The organism is Acidiphilium sp. MT5, assembly GCF_054767495.1.
On the sequence record NZ_BAABMR010000002.1, the window covers coordinates 221166 to 236825 of the forward strand.

The 15660-nt window shown below is 59.4% G+C and carries 17 protein-coding genes; 6 read left to right on the plus strand and 11 right to left on the minus strand.

Annotated elements, in window-relative coordinates; genetic code table 11:
- Nucleotides 1-9 precede the first annotated feature (9 nt).
- The 3 genes from dnaK to ACYUCQ_RS03135 form a co-directional block, all read right to left on the minus strand.
- Nucleotides 10-1917 carry a molecular chaperone DnaK gene (dnaK, locus tag ACYUCQ_RS03125; RefSeq protein WP_460253043.1) on the minus strand — a complete coding sequence of 636 codons (1908 nt, stop codon included), beginning with the start codon at nucleotides 1915-1917 and terminating at the stop codon, nucleotides 10-12.
- 135 nt (nucleotides 1918-2052) lie between these two features.
- Complete coding sequence (locus tag ACYUCQ_RS03130) at nucleotides 2053-2634, minus strand: nucleotide exchange factor GrpE (RefSeq protein ID WP_460253044.1); 582 nt, start codon at nucleotides 2632-2634, stop codon at nucleotides 2053-2055.
- The gene (locus ACYUCQ_RS03135; RefSeq protein WP_460253045.1) at nucleotides 2631-3464 is read right to left on the minus strand and encodes an alpha/beta fold hydrolase; all 834 of its coding nucleotides are present in this window, start codon (nucleotides 3462-3464) and stop codon (nucleotides 2631-2633) included. Before ACYUCQ_RS03135 ends, ACYUCQ_RS03130 begins: the two co-directional genes overlap by 4 nt.
- 48 nt (nucleotides 3465-3512) lie before the next feature.
- Between ACYUCQ_RS03135 and ACYUCQ_RS03140 the strand changes: the two genes are divergently transcribed.
- The 5 genes from ACYUCQ_RS03140 to ACYUCQ_RS03160 all read left to right on the plus strand — a co-directional run bounded on the left by ACYUCQ_RS03140 (nucleotide 3513) and on the right by ACYUCQ_RS03160 (nucleotide 7816).
- On the plus strand, nucleotides 3513-4094 hold the full coding sequence (locus tag ACYUCQ_RS03140) for a class I SAM-dependent methyltransferase (RefSeq protein WP_460253046.1): 582 nt from the start codon (nucleotides 3513-3515) through the stop codon (nucleotides 4092-4094).
- Nucleotides 4095-4135: 41 nt separating this feature from the next.
- Nucleotides 4136-5449 (plus strand): O-antigen ligase family protein, encoded by a 1314-nt coding sequence (locus tag ACYUCQ_RS03145; RefSeq protein ID WP_460253047.1) that lies wholly within the window; start codon nucleotides 4136-4138, stop codon nucleotides 5447-5449.
- An 18-nt stretch (nucleotides 5450-5467) separates the two neighbouring features.
- Entirely contained in the window at nucleotides 5468-6517 is a 1050-nt protein-coding gene (locus ACYUCQ_RS03150) for a YncE family protein (protein WP_460253048.1), read from the plus strand.
- Nucleotides 6517-7449, plus strand: a complete 933-nt coding sequence (locus tag ACYUCQ_RS03155; protein ID WP_460253049.1) for a sterol desaturase family protein — start codon at nucleotides 6517-6519, stop codon at nucleotides 7447-7449. The genes ACYUCQ_RS03150 and ACYUCQ_RS03155 overlap by 1 nt, the downstream gene beginning before the upstream one ends.
- 160 nt (nucleotides 7450-7609) lie before the next feature.
- On the plus strand, nucleotides 7610-7816 hold the full coding sequence (locus ACYUCQ_RS03160) for a cold-shock protein (protein ID WP_460253050.1): 207 nt from the start codon (nucleotides 7610-7612) through the stop codon (nucleotides 7814-7816).
- A gap of 103 nt (nucleotides 7817-7919) precedes the next feature.
- Here ACYUCQ_RS03160 and ACYUCQ_RS03165 read toward each other — a convergent pair whose 3' ends face one another.
- The 8 genes from ACYUCQ_RS03165 to ACYUCQ_RS03200 form a co-directional block, all read right to left on the minus strand.
- Nucleotides 7920-8429 carry a type VI immunity family protein gene (locus ACYUCQ_RS03165; protein ID WP_460253051.1) on the minus strand — a complete coding sequence of 170 codons (510 nt, stop codon included), beginning with the start codon at nucleotides 8427-8429 and terminating at the stop codon, nucleotides 7920-7922.
- Nucleotides 8429-8782, minus strand: a complete 354-nt coding sequence (locus ACYUCQ_RS03170) for a hypothetical protein (RefSeq protein ID WP_460253052.1) — start codon at nucleotides 8780-8782, stop codon at nucleotides 8429-8431. The genes ACYUCQ_RS03165 and ACYUCQ_RS03170 overlap by 1 nt, the downstream gene beginning before the upstream one ends.
- A complete protein-coding gene (locus tag ACYUCQ_RS03175; protein WP_460253053.1) occupies nucleotides 8779-9288 on the minus strand; it encodes a type VI immunity family protein in 510 nt (169 codons plus the stop codon). Before ACYUCQ_RS03175 ends, ACYUCQ_RS03170 begins: the two co-directional genes overlap by 4 nt.
- 10 nt (nucleotides 9289-9298) lie before the next feature.
- A complete protein-coding gene (locus ACYUCQ_RS03180) occupies nucleotides 9299-9646 on the minus strand; it encodes a hypothetical protein (protein ID WP_460253054.1) in 348 nt (115 codons plus the stop codon).
- Nucleotides 9647-9729: 83 nt separating this feature from the next.
- Complete coding sequence (locus ACYUCQ_RS03185; protein WP_460253055.1) at nucleotides 9730-10584, minus strand: VRR-NUC domain-containing protein; 855 nt, start codon at nucleotides 10582-10584, stop codon at nucleotides 9730-9732.
- Nucleotides 10581-11486, minus strand: coding sequence for a DUF4123 domain-containing protein (locus ACYUCQ_RS03190; protein WP_460253056.1), 906 nt, complete (start codon nucleotides 11484-11486; stop codon nucleotides 10581-10583). The genes ACYUCQ_RS03185 and ACYUCQ_RS03190 overlap by 4 nt, the downstream gene beginning before the upstream one ends.
- Nucleotides 11486-11905, minus strand: a complete 420-nt coding sequence (locus ACYUCQ_RS03195) for a PAAR domain-containing protein (RefSeq protein WP_460253057.1) — start codon at nucleotides 11903-11905, stop codon at nucleotides 11486-11488. The genes ACYUCQ_RS03190 and ACYUCQ_RS03195 overlap by 1 nt, the downstream gene beginning before the upstream one ends.
- Before the next feature lie 176 nt (nucleotides 11906-12081).
- A complete protein-coding gene (locus tag ACYUCQ_RS03200; protein ID WP_460253058.1) occupies nucleotides 12082-14145 on the minus strand; it encodes a prolyl oligopeptidase family serine peptidase in 2064 nt (687 codons plus the stop codon).
- A gap of 320 nt (nucleotides 14146-14465) precedes the next feature.
- Between ACYUCQ_RS03200 and ACYUCQ_RS03205 the strand changes: the two genes are divergently transcribed.
- Entirely contained in the window at nucleotides 14466-15659 is a 1194-nt protein-coding gene (locus tag ACYUCQ_RS03205) for an efflux RND transporter periplasmic adaptor subunit (RefSeq protein WP_460253059.1), read from the plus strand.
- The last annotated feature ends 1 nt before the right edge of the window (nucleotide 15660 follow it).

The window sequence follows — 15660 nt, forward strand, 5'->3', positions numbered from 1 at the left end:
AATCAGCGATCAAGCTGACTTCTTGGTGTGGTCGTCAACATCTTCAAAATCGGCATCGACGATCTTTTCACCATTCGGACCGGCCTCGCCGGGGGCAGCGGCACCCGCTTCGGCCTGCGCCTTATACATCGCTTCACCAATCCGCATCGCGACTTGGGTTAGGCGATCAGTGGCCGATTTGATCGCCTCCAGCTCATTCGCCTCGATCGCGGAACGGGCGGCATTGATCGCGGCTTCAGCTTCGCCCCGATCCTGCGCGCTCACGCCATCGCCCGCATCCTTCAGCGTCTTCTCGGTCTGATGGATCAGGCCATCGGCCTGGTTGCGGGCATCGACCAGCTCGCGCTTGGCCTTGTCATTCGCCGCATTCGCCTCGGCATCCTTGACCATCCGTTCGATATCGGCGTCTGACAAGCCACCAGACGCTTGAATGCGGATCTGCTGCTCCTTGCCGGTCGCCTTATCCTTGGCCGACACCGAAACGATGCCGTTCGCATCGATATCGAATGTCACCTCGATTTGCGGCACACCACGCGGCGCCGCCGGCAAGCCCATCAGATCGAACTGACCAAGCAGCTTATTATCCGCCGCCATCTCGCGCTCGCCCTGGAACACTTTGATGGTCACCGCCGTCTGGTTGTCATCCGCCGTCGAGAAGGTCTGGCTCTTTTTAGTCGGGATCGTGGTGTTACGATCAATCAACCGGGTGAACACACCGCCCAACGTCTCAATGCCGAGCGAAAGCGGCGTGACATCGAGCAGCAGCACATCCTTCACATCGCCCTTGAGCACGCCACCCTGGATCGCCGCACCAATGGCGACCACTTCATCAGGGTTGACGTTGCGCGCGGGTTCACGGCCAAAGAACTGCTTCACCGCGTCGATCACCTTGGGCATGCGGGTCATACCGCCGACCAAAATGACTTCGCTAATCTCACCCGCCGTAACGCCGGCATCCTTCAACGCCGCCCGGCACGGCCCCAATGTCCGCTCGATCAAATCATCGACCAGCGATTCCAGCTTCGCCCGGGTCAGCTTCATCACCATATGCTTCGGCCCGGAGGCATCGGCGGTGATAAAGGGCAGGTTGATCTCGGTTTCCTTGGACGAGGACAATTCGATCTTGGCCTTTTCTGCCGCTTCCTTCAGCCGCTGCAGCGCCAATTTATCCTTGCGCAAATCAATGCCTTGCTCGCGCTTGAACTCATCCGCCAGATAATCGATCACCCGCTGGTCGAAATCCTCACCACCCAGGAACGTATCGCCATTGGTGGATTTGACTTCGAACACGCCATCGCCCAGCTCAAGCACCGAAATATCGAAGGTGCCACCGCCGAGATCATACACCGCGATGGTGCCGGTGTGTTTTTTATCCATGCCGTAAGCGAGCGCCGCCGCCGTCGGCTCATTGATGATGCGCAGCACCTCAAGCCCGGCAATCTTGCCGGCATCCTTGGTTGCCTGACGTTGCGCGTCATTGAAATAGGCCGGAACCGTGATAACCGCCTGGGTGACGGTCTCGCCGAGATAGGCTTCGGCGGTTTCCTTCATTTTGGTCAGAATATACGAGCTGATCTGGCTCGGCGCATAACGCTGCCCGCGCGCCTCAACCCACGCATCGCCATTATCACCGCGAACGATTTCGTAGGGAACTAGGCCTTTATCCTTCTCCACCGTCGGGTCTTCAAACCGGCGCCCGATCAGGCGCTTGACCGCATACAGCGTGTTGGTCGGGTTGGTGACCGCTTGGCGCTTGGCGGACTGACCGACCAATCGTTCATTACTGTCGGAAAACGCGACCATTGACGGGGTGGTGCGTGCGCCCTCGCTATTTTCGATCACGCGGACATCCTTGCCCTCCATGATCGCGACGCAGGAATTGGTGGTGCCGAGGTCGATACCGATGACCTTACTCATGTTTACTCTCCTTGCAGCGGACGATTCTGACCCGAAGCATCAGGATCGACCCTTGTTGAATGATACAGATGTATTGACACTTCACGTGTCCGACAAGGTGCCGGACGCACAGCGCAGAAAATTATTTGGACGCGATCAACCAGAGTTGGCCGCCGCTTCACCGCCATGCGCCGCGACCGCCGGCTGCTTTGCAACCACCACCATGGCGGGTTTGAGCAAGCGGCCATTCAGCAGCCAAGTGCGGCTCCAGGCTTGCAGAATGGTGCCCGGCGGCGTGCCGGCCTCATCCTGCTCACCCATCGCCTGATGCAAATTCGGATCGAACAGCGCGCCAACCGGGTCTTGTGCGGTGACGCCATGGCGCTCCAGCGTCGCGATCAGGCTGCGTTCGACGCCCGCGAAGCCATCGCGCATTTTGGTGATAATGGCCGGCTCGTCGGGCTGCGGCGCGGGCAGCGAATCCAGGCCCCGGCGCAGATTTTCAGCGGATTCGACAATGTCGGTGGCAAAGCGCTGCACCGCATATTGCCTTGCATCATCCACCTCGCGGCGGGTGCGGGCGCGCAGATTGGCCATATCGGCCTCGGCGCGCAGCCATTTATCGCGCAGCGCATCACGTTCAGCCTCGGGGCCGAGTTGCTCGCCCGGCGCTGCCGCGTGATCAGCATGGGCGGTGTCGGACGTCATATTTTCGGTGGTATCAGGATCGTTACTCATGAGGAGGGATTTAATCGCGCAGCGGGTTGGGCACAAGGGTATCCGGCGCTGGCCAGAAAGCGGTGCAGAGCCTGATTGACCGCATGGGGTTGCTCGGCATGCAACCAATGTCCCGCCTGCGGGATCGTCTCGATCACCGCCCCAGGAAACCGCCGATGGATCGCCATCATCGCATCAGGCGGCGCATCAAGCGGCACATAAGCCGAATTTGCCCCCCGCAAAAACAAACTCGGCCCGGCAAAGGGCGCCAGAGGCACCGGATCGACCCAGCCGGTCAGCGTTGGCAAAGCGGCGCGGATTGCCGCGAGATCAAGCCGCCAGCTTGGCGTGTCGGCGTGGCTGAGACGCAAATTATTGAGCAAAAAGCTCCGCAGCGCCGCATCCGGTATCGCCGCCGCCAAATCCGCATTGGCTTGCTGGCGGGTCAGGCCAGGGGTGAGCTTGAGCGTCGCCATCGCATCGATCAGCTCAGCGCGGGTTTCGGCGTGATCATAAATCAACGGTGCAATGTCAAGCACCGCAAGGGCGCGCACCCGTGCCGGCGCCAAGAGCGAAACCATCATCGCAGTTTTACCGCCCATCGAGTGCCCGATCAAAGCCGCCGCGCCGATATGAAGCGCATCCATGGTTTCAAGGACATCGCGGGCCAGCGTGTCATAACCCATATCCGGCGCATGCGGGCTGGCACCATGATTGCGCGCATCAAGCGCAATCACCCGGCAATCGGGCAAAGCACGGGCGATCATGCCGAGATTCTGCGCCGCCCCATACAGCCCATGCAAAAGCAAAATCGGCGCGCCGGCGCCATGTTCGGTCGCATGCAGGATCATCCGATCAACAACCTATGAAGTTTCACACGCGAGCGATAAACAGTGTCGATGAATGACGCAATTCACAGCGATGCCGCACGATTAGCCCGCCTGATCACCCGCCAAGGGCAAAAACGCCATTTGGCGCCGATATGGGCCGCCCATGCCGGGATCGGCCCCGGCATGGTGGTGCTTGATATTGGCGCGGGGATCGGCGCGCTGACCTTGCACTATGCGGAGATCGTCGGCCCGGACGGGCTGGTTTTCGCGCTGGAGCCGGATGAGCAAAGCCGCACCCATCTGCTCGTCGAGGCCAAACAGGCAAAGCTGCCGGTGCTGGGCTTGGCCTACCCAGCCGCCGCGCTCGATCATCTGGCGCGCGCGCCGAACCGGGTGATGCTGACCGACACGCTGCATCACGCCGATGATCCCGCCGCGATGCTGGCGGCGATCCGGCGGGTGATGCCCGCGCGGAGCAGCTTGTTCGTCGCCGAGTATGATCCGACCGGACCCGGCTTGCTTGGCGCCAAAATGCCGCAACGCATGGCCACAGCGCGCGTGCTGGCGCTGCTCGACCAAGCCGGTTTCAGGCCGGGACCCATACTTGCGGCTCCCGATGAACATTACGTCCTGACCGCGACCTGCGCATGACCGGTTGGGTATGGGCGGGGTGGGTATGAGATGGATCGGGTATGAGCCGTCGGCGTGATCCGGTCTGGATCGCGCTGATCGTGCTCGGCGCAGGCTTGGGCCTGCTTGCCCTGATGCTGCCGGGTTGGATCGCACAAGCCGAATTGCTCTCCGCCCTCTTGGTGCTCATCGTCATCGCCTATGCCAAGCCGGTTTGGGCGATGGGCGTTTGGCTGATCGCCGTGCAAAGCAGCCCGGAAATGTGGCTGTCTGACCTGATTGGCCATCACGAGTTGATCATCGCGGTGCTGAAGGCCGCCGGGCTGGTGGTGATGGCGCTCGCCGCCTGGCGCGAGGGCGCGCGGTTTGACCGGTTTAATCCTGGCTTTGCCTTCGGTGCCATGTTCGTGGGCGGCGTGGTGCATGGGTTTTGGCCGGGGCTGACGCTGCTCGCCTCGGTGCGCTCGCTCATCGGCTCGGCAGCGCCGTTTGGTGCCGGATTTATCAAATTATCCATCGCAATGCGCCGGGTGATCATCGGCGTGACCATCGCTGGGCCGGTCCTGACCGTGCTGTTCGGCGCGGTGCTCGATGGGCTTGGCCTGCGCGCCATGGTCGGGTTTCAGCAAGGCGCGCTGCGACTGGCGGCGGCGAGTTCACCCGCGTTTCTCGGCGGGTTCGCGATGATCGGGGTCTATGCCGGCGTTCTCGCTTACTTGCGCCACCAAAACCCGTGGCTGCTCGGCTGGATCGGCGTCGATTTGATCATCCTGGTTGCCACCGGCGCGCGCGCGCCGCTCGGCCTCGCCGCATTCGTGCTGATCGCAACATTAATCGCCGTGCCGTCCGCCCGATTGAGCCTGCATCGGCGCTTGGTGCTGCTGAGCCTGCTGGTGGGCGCGGCTGGCTTCATGCTGCTGGCCCTGCCCGATCTCCGCTTTATCCGGGTGATCGATTTATGGCGGCTCGGCGAAGCGGGCGATTTGTCCAACCGCACGCTGATCTGGCCGGCGTTCGAACGCGCCATAGCCGCCTCGCCTTGGCTGGGCTGGGGCGTCGGCGCGGGCAAGGTGGTGGTGAATTTACACACCACACTCGGCGAATTGCTCGGCACCAACGCCGCGCATTGCGAATATTTAAGAATACCCACCGAAGGCGGTTTGATCGGCGCGACATTGCTGGTCGCCTTGCTGGTGCTGTGGGTTTGGCGTGGCAGTGCAAAGCTGCCACGCGATCAACGGATTGTGATCCGGCTTGTTTTTTTCGCCTTCGCAGTGCAGTCTGTGACTGACAATACTTTGATCGCAACGACTAGTCTGGCGTTCTTCACCTGGGCACGGGCGGTGTTGGTGTTTGCTGACGAAAGCGTTTCCTGACCGCAATATCGAGGGTTCATGAGCTTGCTCCTGTCGCGTCGTGTCCTGTTGGCCGGATCGGTTTTAGCCGCACCTGGCGCCTCTTTGGTGTCAGCGCCCTTGGCTTTAGCCGCCCCACCGATCGGCACCCCACCGATCGGCACCCCACCGATCGCCCACCCACCTATCGCAATCGTGATGAATTCCGGTGCCGCAAATATCGCGATCATCGACATGACCACCAAACAAGTTTTGCGGCGCGCGCCGACCTATCGCGAGCCCAGCCATTGGGCGTTGACGCCGGACCATCGGCGGCTGGTGGTGGCGGACGCCTCCGGCAATGCCTTGTTTTTTTTCGACCCAGCCACCGGTGCCGCGATGGGGCATCGGCGATTTGCTGATCCGTACCAGCTCTGGTTCAGCCCGGATGGCCAGTTTCTGGTGGTCAACGCGCTGCGGCTAAACCATGTCGATGTCTATCGGGCCGCCGATTTCAGCCTGATCAAGCGCTTCAAACCCGGCTCGATGCCGAGCCATCTGAGCTATACCCCGGATAGCAAAATCGTCTTTAATTCGCTGCAAGGCTCCAACGCCCTCGCCTCGTTCGATCTCTCCCGGATGACCGAGCGGTGGGTGATGCCGGTCGGCAAAACCCCCGCCGGCGTGATGTGGCATCGCGGCAAGGTGCTGGTCGCGATCATGGGCAGCAATCACGTCGCCGTGGTCGATCCCGCGACTGGCCATGTCACCCAGCGCATCATGACCGATCGGGGTGCCCATAATTTATTTCTCACCCCGGACCGTAAGCATATCTACGTGACCAATCGCGTCGCCGGCTCGCTCTCGGTGATTGATGCCGAACATCTCACCGTGGTGAACCATATCAAAATGCCGGGCGGGCCGGATGATTTATGTTTCGCGCCGGACGGCAAATTATGGATCGCGCTGCGCTTCGCCGCCCATGTCGCGGTCTATGATCCGGTGAGCGGCGATATCGAGCGCATCGCCGTCGGCCGCTCGCCGCACGGTATTTTTCTCTCCACCTTGCTGACCGACCGGCCAGCCCTCGCCGCGATGACGCTTGCCTAATGCTCCCCGCCCATCCCTTCAACGATCTGGCGGGCTGGATCGAGCAGGTGGCGGTGCTGCCCGCTTTATACCGGTTAGGGCTGATGCGCTGGGAGTTTCTCTCCTTTGGCTGGGTGCTGGTGGCGCTCTACGGACTGGCGCAAATGCTGCTCGCCTTTGGTGTCTGCATGCCGCTGGAGCGGCTCTGGCCGATCGAGCGCGGCGGCAATCCACGGCTCGTTTGGACCGATATCGCCTACACCGCCCTCGCCCGCATCGGGATTTTGCCCATCGCCACCTTCGTCTTGTTCTATGCGGCGCAAACTTGGTTGAACGGCGTTCTGGTCGATCACGGCTATATCCCGCCGATGCTGGAGACCATGATCCCGCCTTTATTCGGCCATCCGGTGCTGACTTTTTTCGCCTACGCGCTGATCTTGGACTTTGCCGATTACTGGCGCCATCGCCTCTCGCACCGATTTCGGCTGTGGTACGCGCTGCACGCCGTCCATCATGCCCAACGCCAAATGACCGTTTGGTCCGATGATCGAAACCATATTCTCGATGAGATCATCTCCTTCACCTGGTTCATGCTGATCGGCCTGCTGATCGGCATCCCGCCGCTGCAATTCCCAATTTTGCTCCTGGCCCTCAGGCTGGTGGAGAGCTTCAGCCACGCGAATATCCGCCTGCATTTTGGCCGGCTCGGTGAGCGCTTGCTGGTCTCGCCCCGGTTTCACCGCGCCCACCACGCCATCGGCGCTGCGGGGCTGCGCTCGGTCAATTACGGTGCGGTGTTTCCGTTCTGGGACATGCTGTTCGGCACCGCCGATTTTTCCCGCGACTTTGCGCCAACCGGCGATGCCAGCGCCCCGGAAGCCATGGCCAGCGGCGGCTATCTGGCGCAGCAATGGGCCGGTATGCGCTATTTGTTTCGAACCTTCGCCGGTTGATCTAGCCAAAGCGGCAGAAACCGGCTAAACACTCAATCGCGGCGCTTTTCTGTTGTGGTTGCTTGTGCTTTTTCGCGTTCTCGCGTTTCGACACTTCCTCAGTTGAAGAGTTCCTTGGCCCGCATCGTGCGGGTTGCCGTGTTTGATGGAGAGTGACGAAATGGCGACCGGTGTTGTGAAATGGTTCAATGCAACCAAAGGCTACGGCTTCATCCAGCCGGATGACGGCTCGAAAGACGTTTTCGTGCATATCTCGGCGGTTGAACGCGCCGGGCTGGGCCGACTGAACGAAGGCCAGCGGATTGCTTATGAGCCGCAGCGCGGCCAGCAAGGCAAAGTCTCGGCGGAAAACCTAAAAGCCGCTTGATTTTGTCTGCCGTGCGCTAAGCACGCAAGCAAAAACTGGAAAACGCCGCGTAAGCGGCGTTTTTTTGTGCCCGGACGAGTCGGGAACGGCACCTTGTTTGCCATCATTCATCGAACCGGGCGAGCCATTGATGGCTGCGGGCGCGATCAAAAATCGGCTCATCGCCCGCCTCCGGGTTCGATTGCAATCTGGTTTGGTAGTTTTCCGGCGCAACACGAATCGGCTTCAGCACCTGATTAAGGCGGCGATAGAGCGGGTAGAGCGCCACAGCGTCGGCCTGAGGCGGCAATGTCAATGGCGAAAGATCATGTGTGTCATCACTTATATCAGGGGCGGTCAGCTTTCCAGGCTGATAAATCGACGGACCATACGGGTTCGGCTCGTCACCAGCCTGAATGGTCAGACCACCCGGATAACGGCGGAGCGTAAAGCCAGGCCCCAGCGCCGCCTCAATCGCCGCCGACCCGCCAAGCTTCCCCGCCCAGCGATCCGACAAGGCCGTGAGAAAATTACCCTCCCGAATCCCGTGCGAGAGATGTCTGGCCTCAAAATACCCATCTTCGACGATTAGAAACGGTGCCTGCACCGCAAGCCGATACACCAAAGGTTCCATCAAACGACGTCTATAAAAAAACAGCAAAAATATGGAGTGGCTACTTCCAACTGATCGCCGCCCAATACCTTGCATTGCACGATGCTTCCGGTGTCAGCTAGGATTTTATCAGCAGCGATGGAGGCAAAATTGGATTGATATCGCAGCCGACGACCCTTACCATCACCGATTATAAGCCCTGCGTAACGCAATTGATCGCCGCACAATTCGATATAGCGATTGAAGCAGGCAAGGACTTGGCGACGCTTCTCCTGCCGAAACCCATCACGGAAAAACAAATTTACCACCAACGCCAAATCAAGCATCGGCTTGTCATCGACCATCACCGGGAACGGCACCTTGGTTGCCATCATTCATCAAACCGGGCGAGCCATTGATGGCTGCGGGCGCGATCAAAAATCGGCTCATCGCCCGCCTCCGGGTTCGATTGCAACTCGGTTTGGTAATTCTCCGGCGTAACACGGATCGGTTTGAGCACTTTGTTGAGCCGACGATAGAGCGGGTAGAGCGCCGCAGCGTTAGCCTGAGGCGGCAATGTCAATGGCGAGATTTTTAGCGTGTCATCGTTATCATCAGGAACGGTCAGCGGGCCAGGCTGATAGATCGACGGACCATACGGGTTTGGTTCGTCACCCGCCTGAATGGTCAGACCCCCCGCATAGCGGCGGAGCGTAAAGCCAGGCCCCAGCGCCGCCTCAATCGCCGCCGACCCGCCAAGCTTCCCCGCCCAGCGATCCGACAAGGCCGTGAGAAAATTACCCTCCCGAATCCCATGCGAGAGATATTCAGCCTCAAAATACCCATCTTCGACGATTAGAAACGGTGCCTGCACCGCAAGCCGATACACCAAAGGTTCCATCAAACGACGTCTATAAAATAAAACAGCAAAAATATGGAGTGGCTACTTCCAACTGATCGCCGCCCAATACCTTGCATTGCACGATGCTTCCGGTGTCAGCTAGGATTTTATCAGCCGCGATGGAGGCAAAATTGGATTGATATCGCAGCCGACGACCCTTACCATCACCGATTATAAGCCCTGCGTAACGCAATTGATCGCCGCACAATTCGATATAGCGATTGAAGCAGGCAAGGACTTGGCGACGCTTCTCCTGCCGAAACCCATCGCGGAAAAATAAATTCACCACCAACGCCAAATCCAGCATTGGCTTGTCATCGACCATCACGGGGAAGGGACTCATGCTCGGTTCTTTCACGATAGGTTACATTGTTATAATCACACTTTGTTGGCGGCACTACCTTTAACGTCTTTGTCCGACCTATAGGAGGGGAAACTGCTTTAGGGAACGGGAAACGGTATTGGTTCCGGGAATGGCTCCGGAAGTGGGATGTCCTCGGGCCAAGGAAGCGCCCCTGGGTTCTGTAAAATGGAGAGAATATGTTTCTCACTTTGCTGCGAAACTGACTTGGGCAGCAGAAAGTGAACTTTCTGTTTCATTTTCTCATCACCGCATCCGCAATTTTCAGCATTGAGCAAGGACGCCTTTTTCTTGCCTCCCGCAATTCGGGCATAAGCTCTCATTTGCTTGTCGTCATATTCATCACCCGGAAACTTCATCTCGTAAACATGATCGATATTGGACTGGATCGGCGGTTGGGTCGGGTTGCTGACCACCACCACATCGGGTCGGCGGACCAACCCCGCACCGGCCGTAAAATTCGGGATTTCAGTGCGGGCGCGCGTGATCCAATTACGCGATGGCTCAGTGGTATCCAGGCCACCATCGCGATGCATGAACGGCGATGGCGGGTTGGTGCTCATATTATAGCTGATTTCCGGCTTGAACCGGCTTTGATAAGCCGCGAGCCGGTTCGCGTCGCGCAGCGTATCTGAGACGCATTGTTGCCTGAAATCAATGACTTTTTTGGGCTTAATGGGGTCCGCCGCTGCGGTGGCGACCAACCAACTACCAAGGTTGTAGGCTTCTTCACCGGGTGGGATTTCCGTGGATGGATTGGCGTTGCAACAGCAAAACAGCAGGCAAAGCGCCTCTCGATCGGTGAGTTCTTGCTCTGGGGATTCCACCGGCGCACAATTTTTACAGCCAGTATGAAGCGCATCAGATGAGCCGACTGTAAACACGCTTAAGCCTTTCATCGCAAAGGTGCAGCGGCTGGTGGTGCGATTTGTCATTGTTCGCCCGCCCTTTCGGTCCAATCTTGCGGATAGGTCGCGGCATCCGCCCAAATCATGAAATATTTGCCTGACAGCAATTCTCTGTTCTTGTCCTCACCCGACATGACAGGATCAGCCAGCACCGCCTGAATGGTCGGCTGTTGATCAAAATTCGGGCTGAGCACAACCATGCGAAAGAAAAAGCGAAATACGGCCCACTCGGATCTAAGACCATAGCGCCACGCCCGATAAACCCCGATCCGCACCCGCCGGTTTAATTCAGCGTCGGACACCGGATCAGACCAAGCGGGCAAATCGGTCCAATATGGCATCGTGCGGCTCGCCCATTCGGTCAGCTCACGGATGCGCGCCGATATTCCGAGCGGCGCAAACGCATCCAGCACCGCCTGCGGCATGGGCACGCCACTGAAACCGAAACTGAGTTGCCGCACGTTGAGATCGGGCGGCGTCGTGTTGTGAAAGCTGCGCGCGGGGCCAAATTCGGTCGCCTCGACGTAAAAAACCTCGATCGGACCAAAAAACGCTGCCCGATCGGCCTCACCGCACGCCGACAGATAAAACGGCAGCACACAAGGGTCGTAAAATCGAAACAAACCCAAATCGCCATTGATCAACCGCGTCCGCAGCAGGGTTTTCAGATGCAGGCGCACCCGTTCGGCGGGCGCGCGGCTCCGCAAAGCAATGCCCCATGCACGGCCAAGGCCCGCATTGCGAACCCAGTGCAGCAGCGGGCTAGGCTCGGCCATAGCCACCAAATAGGGTGCTGCGGCGCGAATATCCGGCGCGAGGGTCCCGCCATACAGGCATTGCGCGTCCGACGCATAATGCATCAAGCCTGGATAAATTTCAGGCGCACGGGCCGTATCGATAACGGCATAGAGGGGCGACAAATCGGCCATCACGGCAATTTGCAAATCGCCGCAAACGGCAGATGCCGATGAGCGGCTTCGCGCATCGCATCAGACTGCGCGGACGAGGTCGCCCCGGCGCCGAGTTCAGGCGGCGGCGTCGCCCCAGCAGCGCCAACGCCAATCAGCACGGTTGGGCACCCCGCAACAATCATGCCACCATGGGCGGTCGGATCACCCTGGCGGGCCGCCATCAGACCGTTAATCAACACGCTGGGTGATCCCATCATGATTTGATCGGGTGGCCCGACGCAATTGACGCTATCGGAAACACGCGCCGCCGGCAGCCCGCCAATCAACACATTCGGTGAACCCGATAACACCGGCCCGCCAACATGCGGCACCGGGCCGGAACTGCCGGGGCAAACATGCAAATCAGAAATCCGAGCGGCTGGTTTTTCGGCGGCCATACGCCCCCGTTAGCAAAATAACCGGCGATCAAAAAGTTAAATTTACTCTATTTAATGTTATAGAATTAAAATCCGTATGGATCGCAATAATCAAGCGCGGGCACGCAAAAACGATGGCGCATCCCTGCGCCATCGCTCAGCCGCTCCAATCCGTTCACGCATGGGCGCAATTTTCGTTATTCCCGCCCTACAATCGCACGCGCAAAAGCAAAATGCAGTGCGGTCGCAAATGCGCGTTGGGCCGCGTCCGCGCCACTGCCATGCCCGCCTTCATCTTGCTCGTAATACAGCGCGTCATACCCCATGGATTGCAGTTTTGCCGCCATTTTGCGGGCATGACCGGGATGCACCCGATCATCGCGGCGGGTCGTCATAATCAAGGTCGGCGGATAAGGCTGACCCGGTTGCACCAGATGATAGGCCGAGATTTTTTGCAAAAACGCCCAGTCCGCCGGATCATCCGGATCGCCATATTCGGCAATCCAGGAATGGCCGGCCAGCAGCTTGGTGTAGCGGCGCATATCCAGCAGCGGCACCGTGCAGAGAATCGCGCCAAAATGGTCGGGAAAGCGGGTTAACATGTTGCCCACTAACAAACCGCCATTACTGCCGCCATACCCCATGATCCGGTTCGCCGTGGTCACGCCAGTGCTAACCAGATCAGCCGCCACGGCAGCAAAATCATTTTGGGCGATGCGTTTTCCCGCGCGAACGCCCGCCTTATGCCAATCCGGGCCGAATTCGCCACCACCTCGGATGTTAGCAACGGCATAAGCACCGCCCCGCGCACACCATAGCGCGCCGGTTGCCCCCAGATAGCCCGGCTCCAGCGAGACATCGAACCCGCCATAGCCATACAAAATCGTCGGCCAACCCGCAGGCGGCTGCGGCGTCGTCGGGGTAATCAGAAAATACGGAATCGCCGTGCCGTCATCAGCAATGGCCGCGTGCTGTGCGACGTGCAAATGGCGCGCGTCAAAGCGCGGCGGTGCGATTTTCAGCGTCTCAAGGTCACGCTCTGGTGCTGCGAGAATCAGGCGTCCCGGATCGAGAAAGCCACTCACGCTCAACAGCGCATCGTGCGATTGCGGGTCTTGCGGGGCGAGTTTGCCCATGGCGATGGCGCTATGGGACGGCAACCCCTCAAGCGGCGTGAGGGTCCAGACCGGCGCGGGATGACCCGCATAATCAGTATCAGGATCGGCGCGCAAAATGCGAGTTTGCACATTATCGAGCACACCGATCAAGGCGTGATCAGCAAACATGATGAAACTATCAAGCGCCGTCCGCGGCTCCGGCGTGAAAATCCGCGCGAAGCGCCGCTGACCCGCCAGAAAATCCGCGAGCCGGATCGTCACCAGGCTGCCGGCAGGCCAGGTATCGGGCCCGACACTCCATTCCGAACGGGTGCGCACGGTGAGCCGGCCATACGCAATATCGACATCACAATCTTCCGGCAGATCAAGCAATTGCGCCGCCTCGCCATCACGCTGGAAAAAATATTGATATCGAAAAAATGCAATTCCACGCATAAACAATGTGTAGGGATCACCCGGATCAATGCTGCGATCCATGCTCAAAAACGTGTCCGACGCCTCGATCTCAAAGACCAGCTCGGCCCCAGAATACGCGGTGCCGCGCCGCCAGCGCCGCACCGTGCGCGCATAGCCCGACGCGGTCACATCACCGCCATGCGCGGTCGCGACCAGGATGGTGTCATGATCGATCCAGGTGACTTGGGTTTTCGCATTGGGGAGTGAAAACCCATCGGCTACGAATTCGCGCCGCGACAAATCAAACTCGCGGATCTCAACCGCATCCGCGCCACCATCCGACAGGCTGATCAACGCCCGGGTGAAATCCGGCGCGAGCACGCTCGCCCCCGCCCACACATAGCTCTTCTGCGCCGCCGCCCCCAGCGCATCAAGATCAAGCAGAATATCCCAATCCGGCGCATCGGTACGATAATCCGAAAGAGTAGTCCGGCGCCACAGACCGCGCGGATGCGCCGCATCCGTCCAAAAATTATACACATCATCGCCGCGCTGAACGATCGCGGGGATGCGATCATCGGCGTTGAGAATATCAAGCACGGTGGTCCGATCCGCCTCGAATTCGGGCGTGCAGAGCCGTTCGGTGCTGCGCTGATTGGCCGCCGCAACCCAGGCAAGGGCGTCAGCGCCATCAATCTCTTCGAGCCAAAGGAAAGGGTCGATCTGGTCTTGGCCGGTGCTATCCATCAATACTCTCCGCTCAGCGTTGGCGCTCAATTTGTCGATCGCATGGGAGTATCACACAGGGCGGAGCGATGGCGAATAGGCGCACGCCGCGCCAACCCCGGCCCCATAATCAATCGTGGCCTTGTAACAAAATATGTCGCCCCGCCCTGGCGCCGATTGACCCGCAGATGACAACTCAGTAAGGTTCATAGGGCAGGATGGATGCCGTTTTGGCAGGGGCCGGATCAAAACATTGGGTGCAGGGTCGCACACTAAGCTTGCCAGAATTGGGTTCAACCCAATCATCAGTCCCACGCGAATATCGATCTATGAGGTTGTTGATGCGTCGAATTTGGTTTGATCCCGCGCTTCGCCAAACCCTTGCGCGCCACGCGGCGCTGGGCAGTCTCATGGCGCTCTCGACCATGGCGGTCGCGGCTGCCGCCCTGCCGCCGCCTGCGGTCAGTGTCGTGGTGGTCACCAAGCAAAAAATCTATCAACAGCAATCCTATATTGGCCGCATTCAGGCGACGCGGATTGTCAATCTGGTGCCACGGATCACCGGATATCTCGAAAAACGTCTGTTTCACCAAGGGGCCGACGTCAAAAAGGGCCAATTGCTGTACGTGATCGAACCTGGCCCCTATCAAGCGGCGTTTGACCAAGCCAACGCCGCCGTCGCCGCCGCCAAAGCAACCTTGGCCAACGCCCAAACCACGCTCGGCCGCTCGGTCGCCCTGCTGCACACCCCCGCCGGCCAACGCTCAACGATGGATAATGACCGCGCGACCGAACAGAGCGATGCGGCGAATCTGCAAGCCGCCCGCGCCCAGCGCGAGACCGCCGCGATCAATCTCAGCTATACCGAGATCCGCTCACCGATCAACGGACGGATCGGCGCCACCAACATCAATATCGGCAACGTGGTCAGCCCCACAACCGGCACGCTCGCCACCGTGGTCAGCCAAAATCCGGTAAACATCACCTTCTCAATGCCCGCGCGCGACGCGCTGAAACTACGCCAAGATTATGCTCAACAAGGCGGTCTCAATGCCGTCGAACTGCGCCTGCGCCTGCCTGATGGGCGAATGGACCCGCAAATCGGCACGCTCGATTTCACCAGCAACCAGATTAGCCAGACCACGGACAGCCTCGCGATGCAAGGCACAATCGCCAACCCGCCGATCAAGGGTCTTGGTGCCGCCAAGCTGAATGACCGCGCGCTGACCAGCGGCGAATTCGTCACCGTGGTGGTGCGCGCCAAGCATCCGGTTGAGCAAATTGTGCTGCCACGCGATGCGGTTTTGTCCGATCAGCTTGGCGATTACGTGCTCACCGTCAACGCGCAGAACAAAGTCGAGCGCACCAGCGTCAAACTCGGCCAAACCACGCCCGCAACCGCAACCATCGCGAGCGGCCTGAAGCTGGGCAGCCACGTCATTATCGATGGGATCGAGAAAATCCATCCGGGCCTCACCGTCAAACCCGAAATCGTGAAATCCCCCGTGGACAGCACGCACACGGCGCAGGGATGAT

Coding starts and splice junctions, on each gene's coding strand:
- ACYUCQ_RS03160 (WP_460253050.1), top strand. CDS start 7,610: ATGGCGACCGGTGTTGTGAAATGGTTCAATGCAACCAAAGGCTACGGC.
- ACYUCQ_RS03200 (WP_460253058.1), bottom strand. CDS start 14,145: ATGGATAGCACCGGCCAAGACCAGATCGACCCTTTCCTTTGGCTCGAA.
- ACYUCQ_RS03190 (WP_460253056.1), bottom strand. CDS start 11,486: ATGGCCGATTTGTCGCCCCTCTATGCCGTTATCGATACGGCCCGTGCG.
- dnaK (WP_460253043.1), bottom strand. CDS start 1,917: ATGAGTAAGGTCATCGGTATCGACCTCGGCACCACCAATTCCTGCGTC.
- ACYUCQ_RS03150 (WP_460253048.1), top strand. CDS start 5,468: ATGAGCTTGCTCCTGTCGCGTCGTGTCCTGTTGGCCGGATCGGTTTTA.
- ACYUCQ_RS03135 (WP_460253045.1), bottom strand. CDS start 3,464: ATGATCCTGCATGCGACCGAACATGGCGCCGGCGCGCCGATTTTGCTT.
- ACYUCQ_RS03205 (WP_460253059.1), top strand. CDS start 14,466: ATGCGTCGAATTTGGTTTGATCCCGCGCTTCGCCAAACCCTTGCGCGC.
- ACYUCQ_RS03130 (WP_460253044.1), bottom strand. CDS start 2,634: ATGAGTAACGATCCTGATACCACCGAAAATATGACGTCCGACACCGCC.
- ACYUCQ_RS03195 (WP_460253057.1), bottom strand. CDS start 11,905: ATGGCCGCCGAAAAACCAGCCGCTCGGATTTCTGATTTGCATGTTTGC.
- ACYUCQ_RS03170 (WP_460253052.1), bottom strand. CDS start 8,782: ATGATGGCAACCAAGGTGCCGTTCCCGGTGATGGTCGATGACAAGCCG.
- ACYUCQ_RS03145 (WP_460253047.1), top strand. CDS start 4,136: ATGAGCCGTCGGCGTGATCCGGTCTGGATCGCGCTGATCGTGCTCGGC.
- ACYUCQ_RS03140 (WP_460253046.1), top strand. CDS start 3,513: ATGAATGACGCAATTCACAGCGATGCCGCACGATTAGCCCGCCTGATC.
- ACYUCQ_RS03185 (WP_460253055.1), bottom strand. CDS start 10,584: ATGACAAATCGCACCACCAGCCGCTGCACCTTTGCGATGAAAGGCTTA.
- ACYUCQ_RS03175 (WP_460253053.1), bottom strand. CDS start 9,288: ATGGAACCTTTGGTGTATCGGCTTGCGGTGCAGGCACCGTTTCTAATC.
- ACYUCQ_RS03155 (WP_460253049.1), top strand. CDS start 6,517: ATGCTCCCCGCCCATCCCTTCAACGATCTGGCGGGCTGGATCGAGCAG.
- ACYUCQ_RS03165 (WP_460253051.1), bottom strand. CDS start 8,429: ATGGAACCTTTGGTGTATCGGCTTGCGGTGCAGGCACCGTTTCTAATC.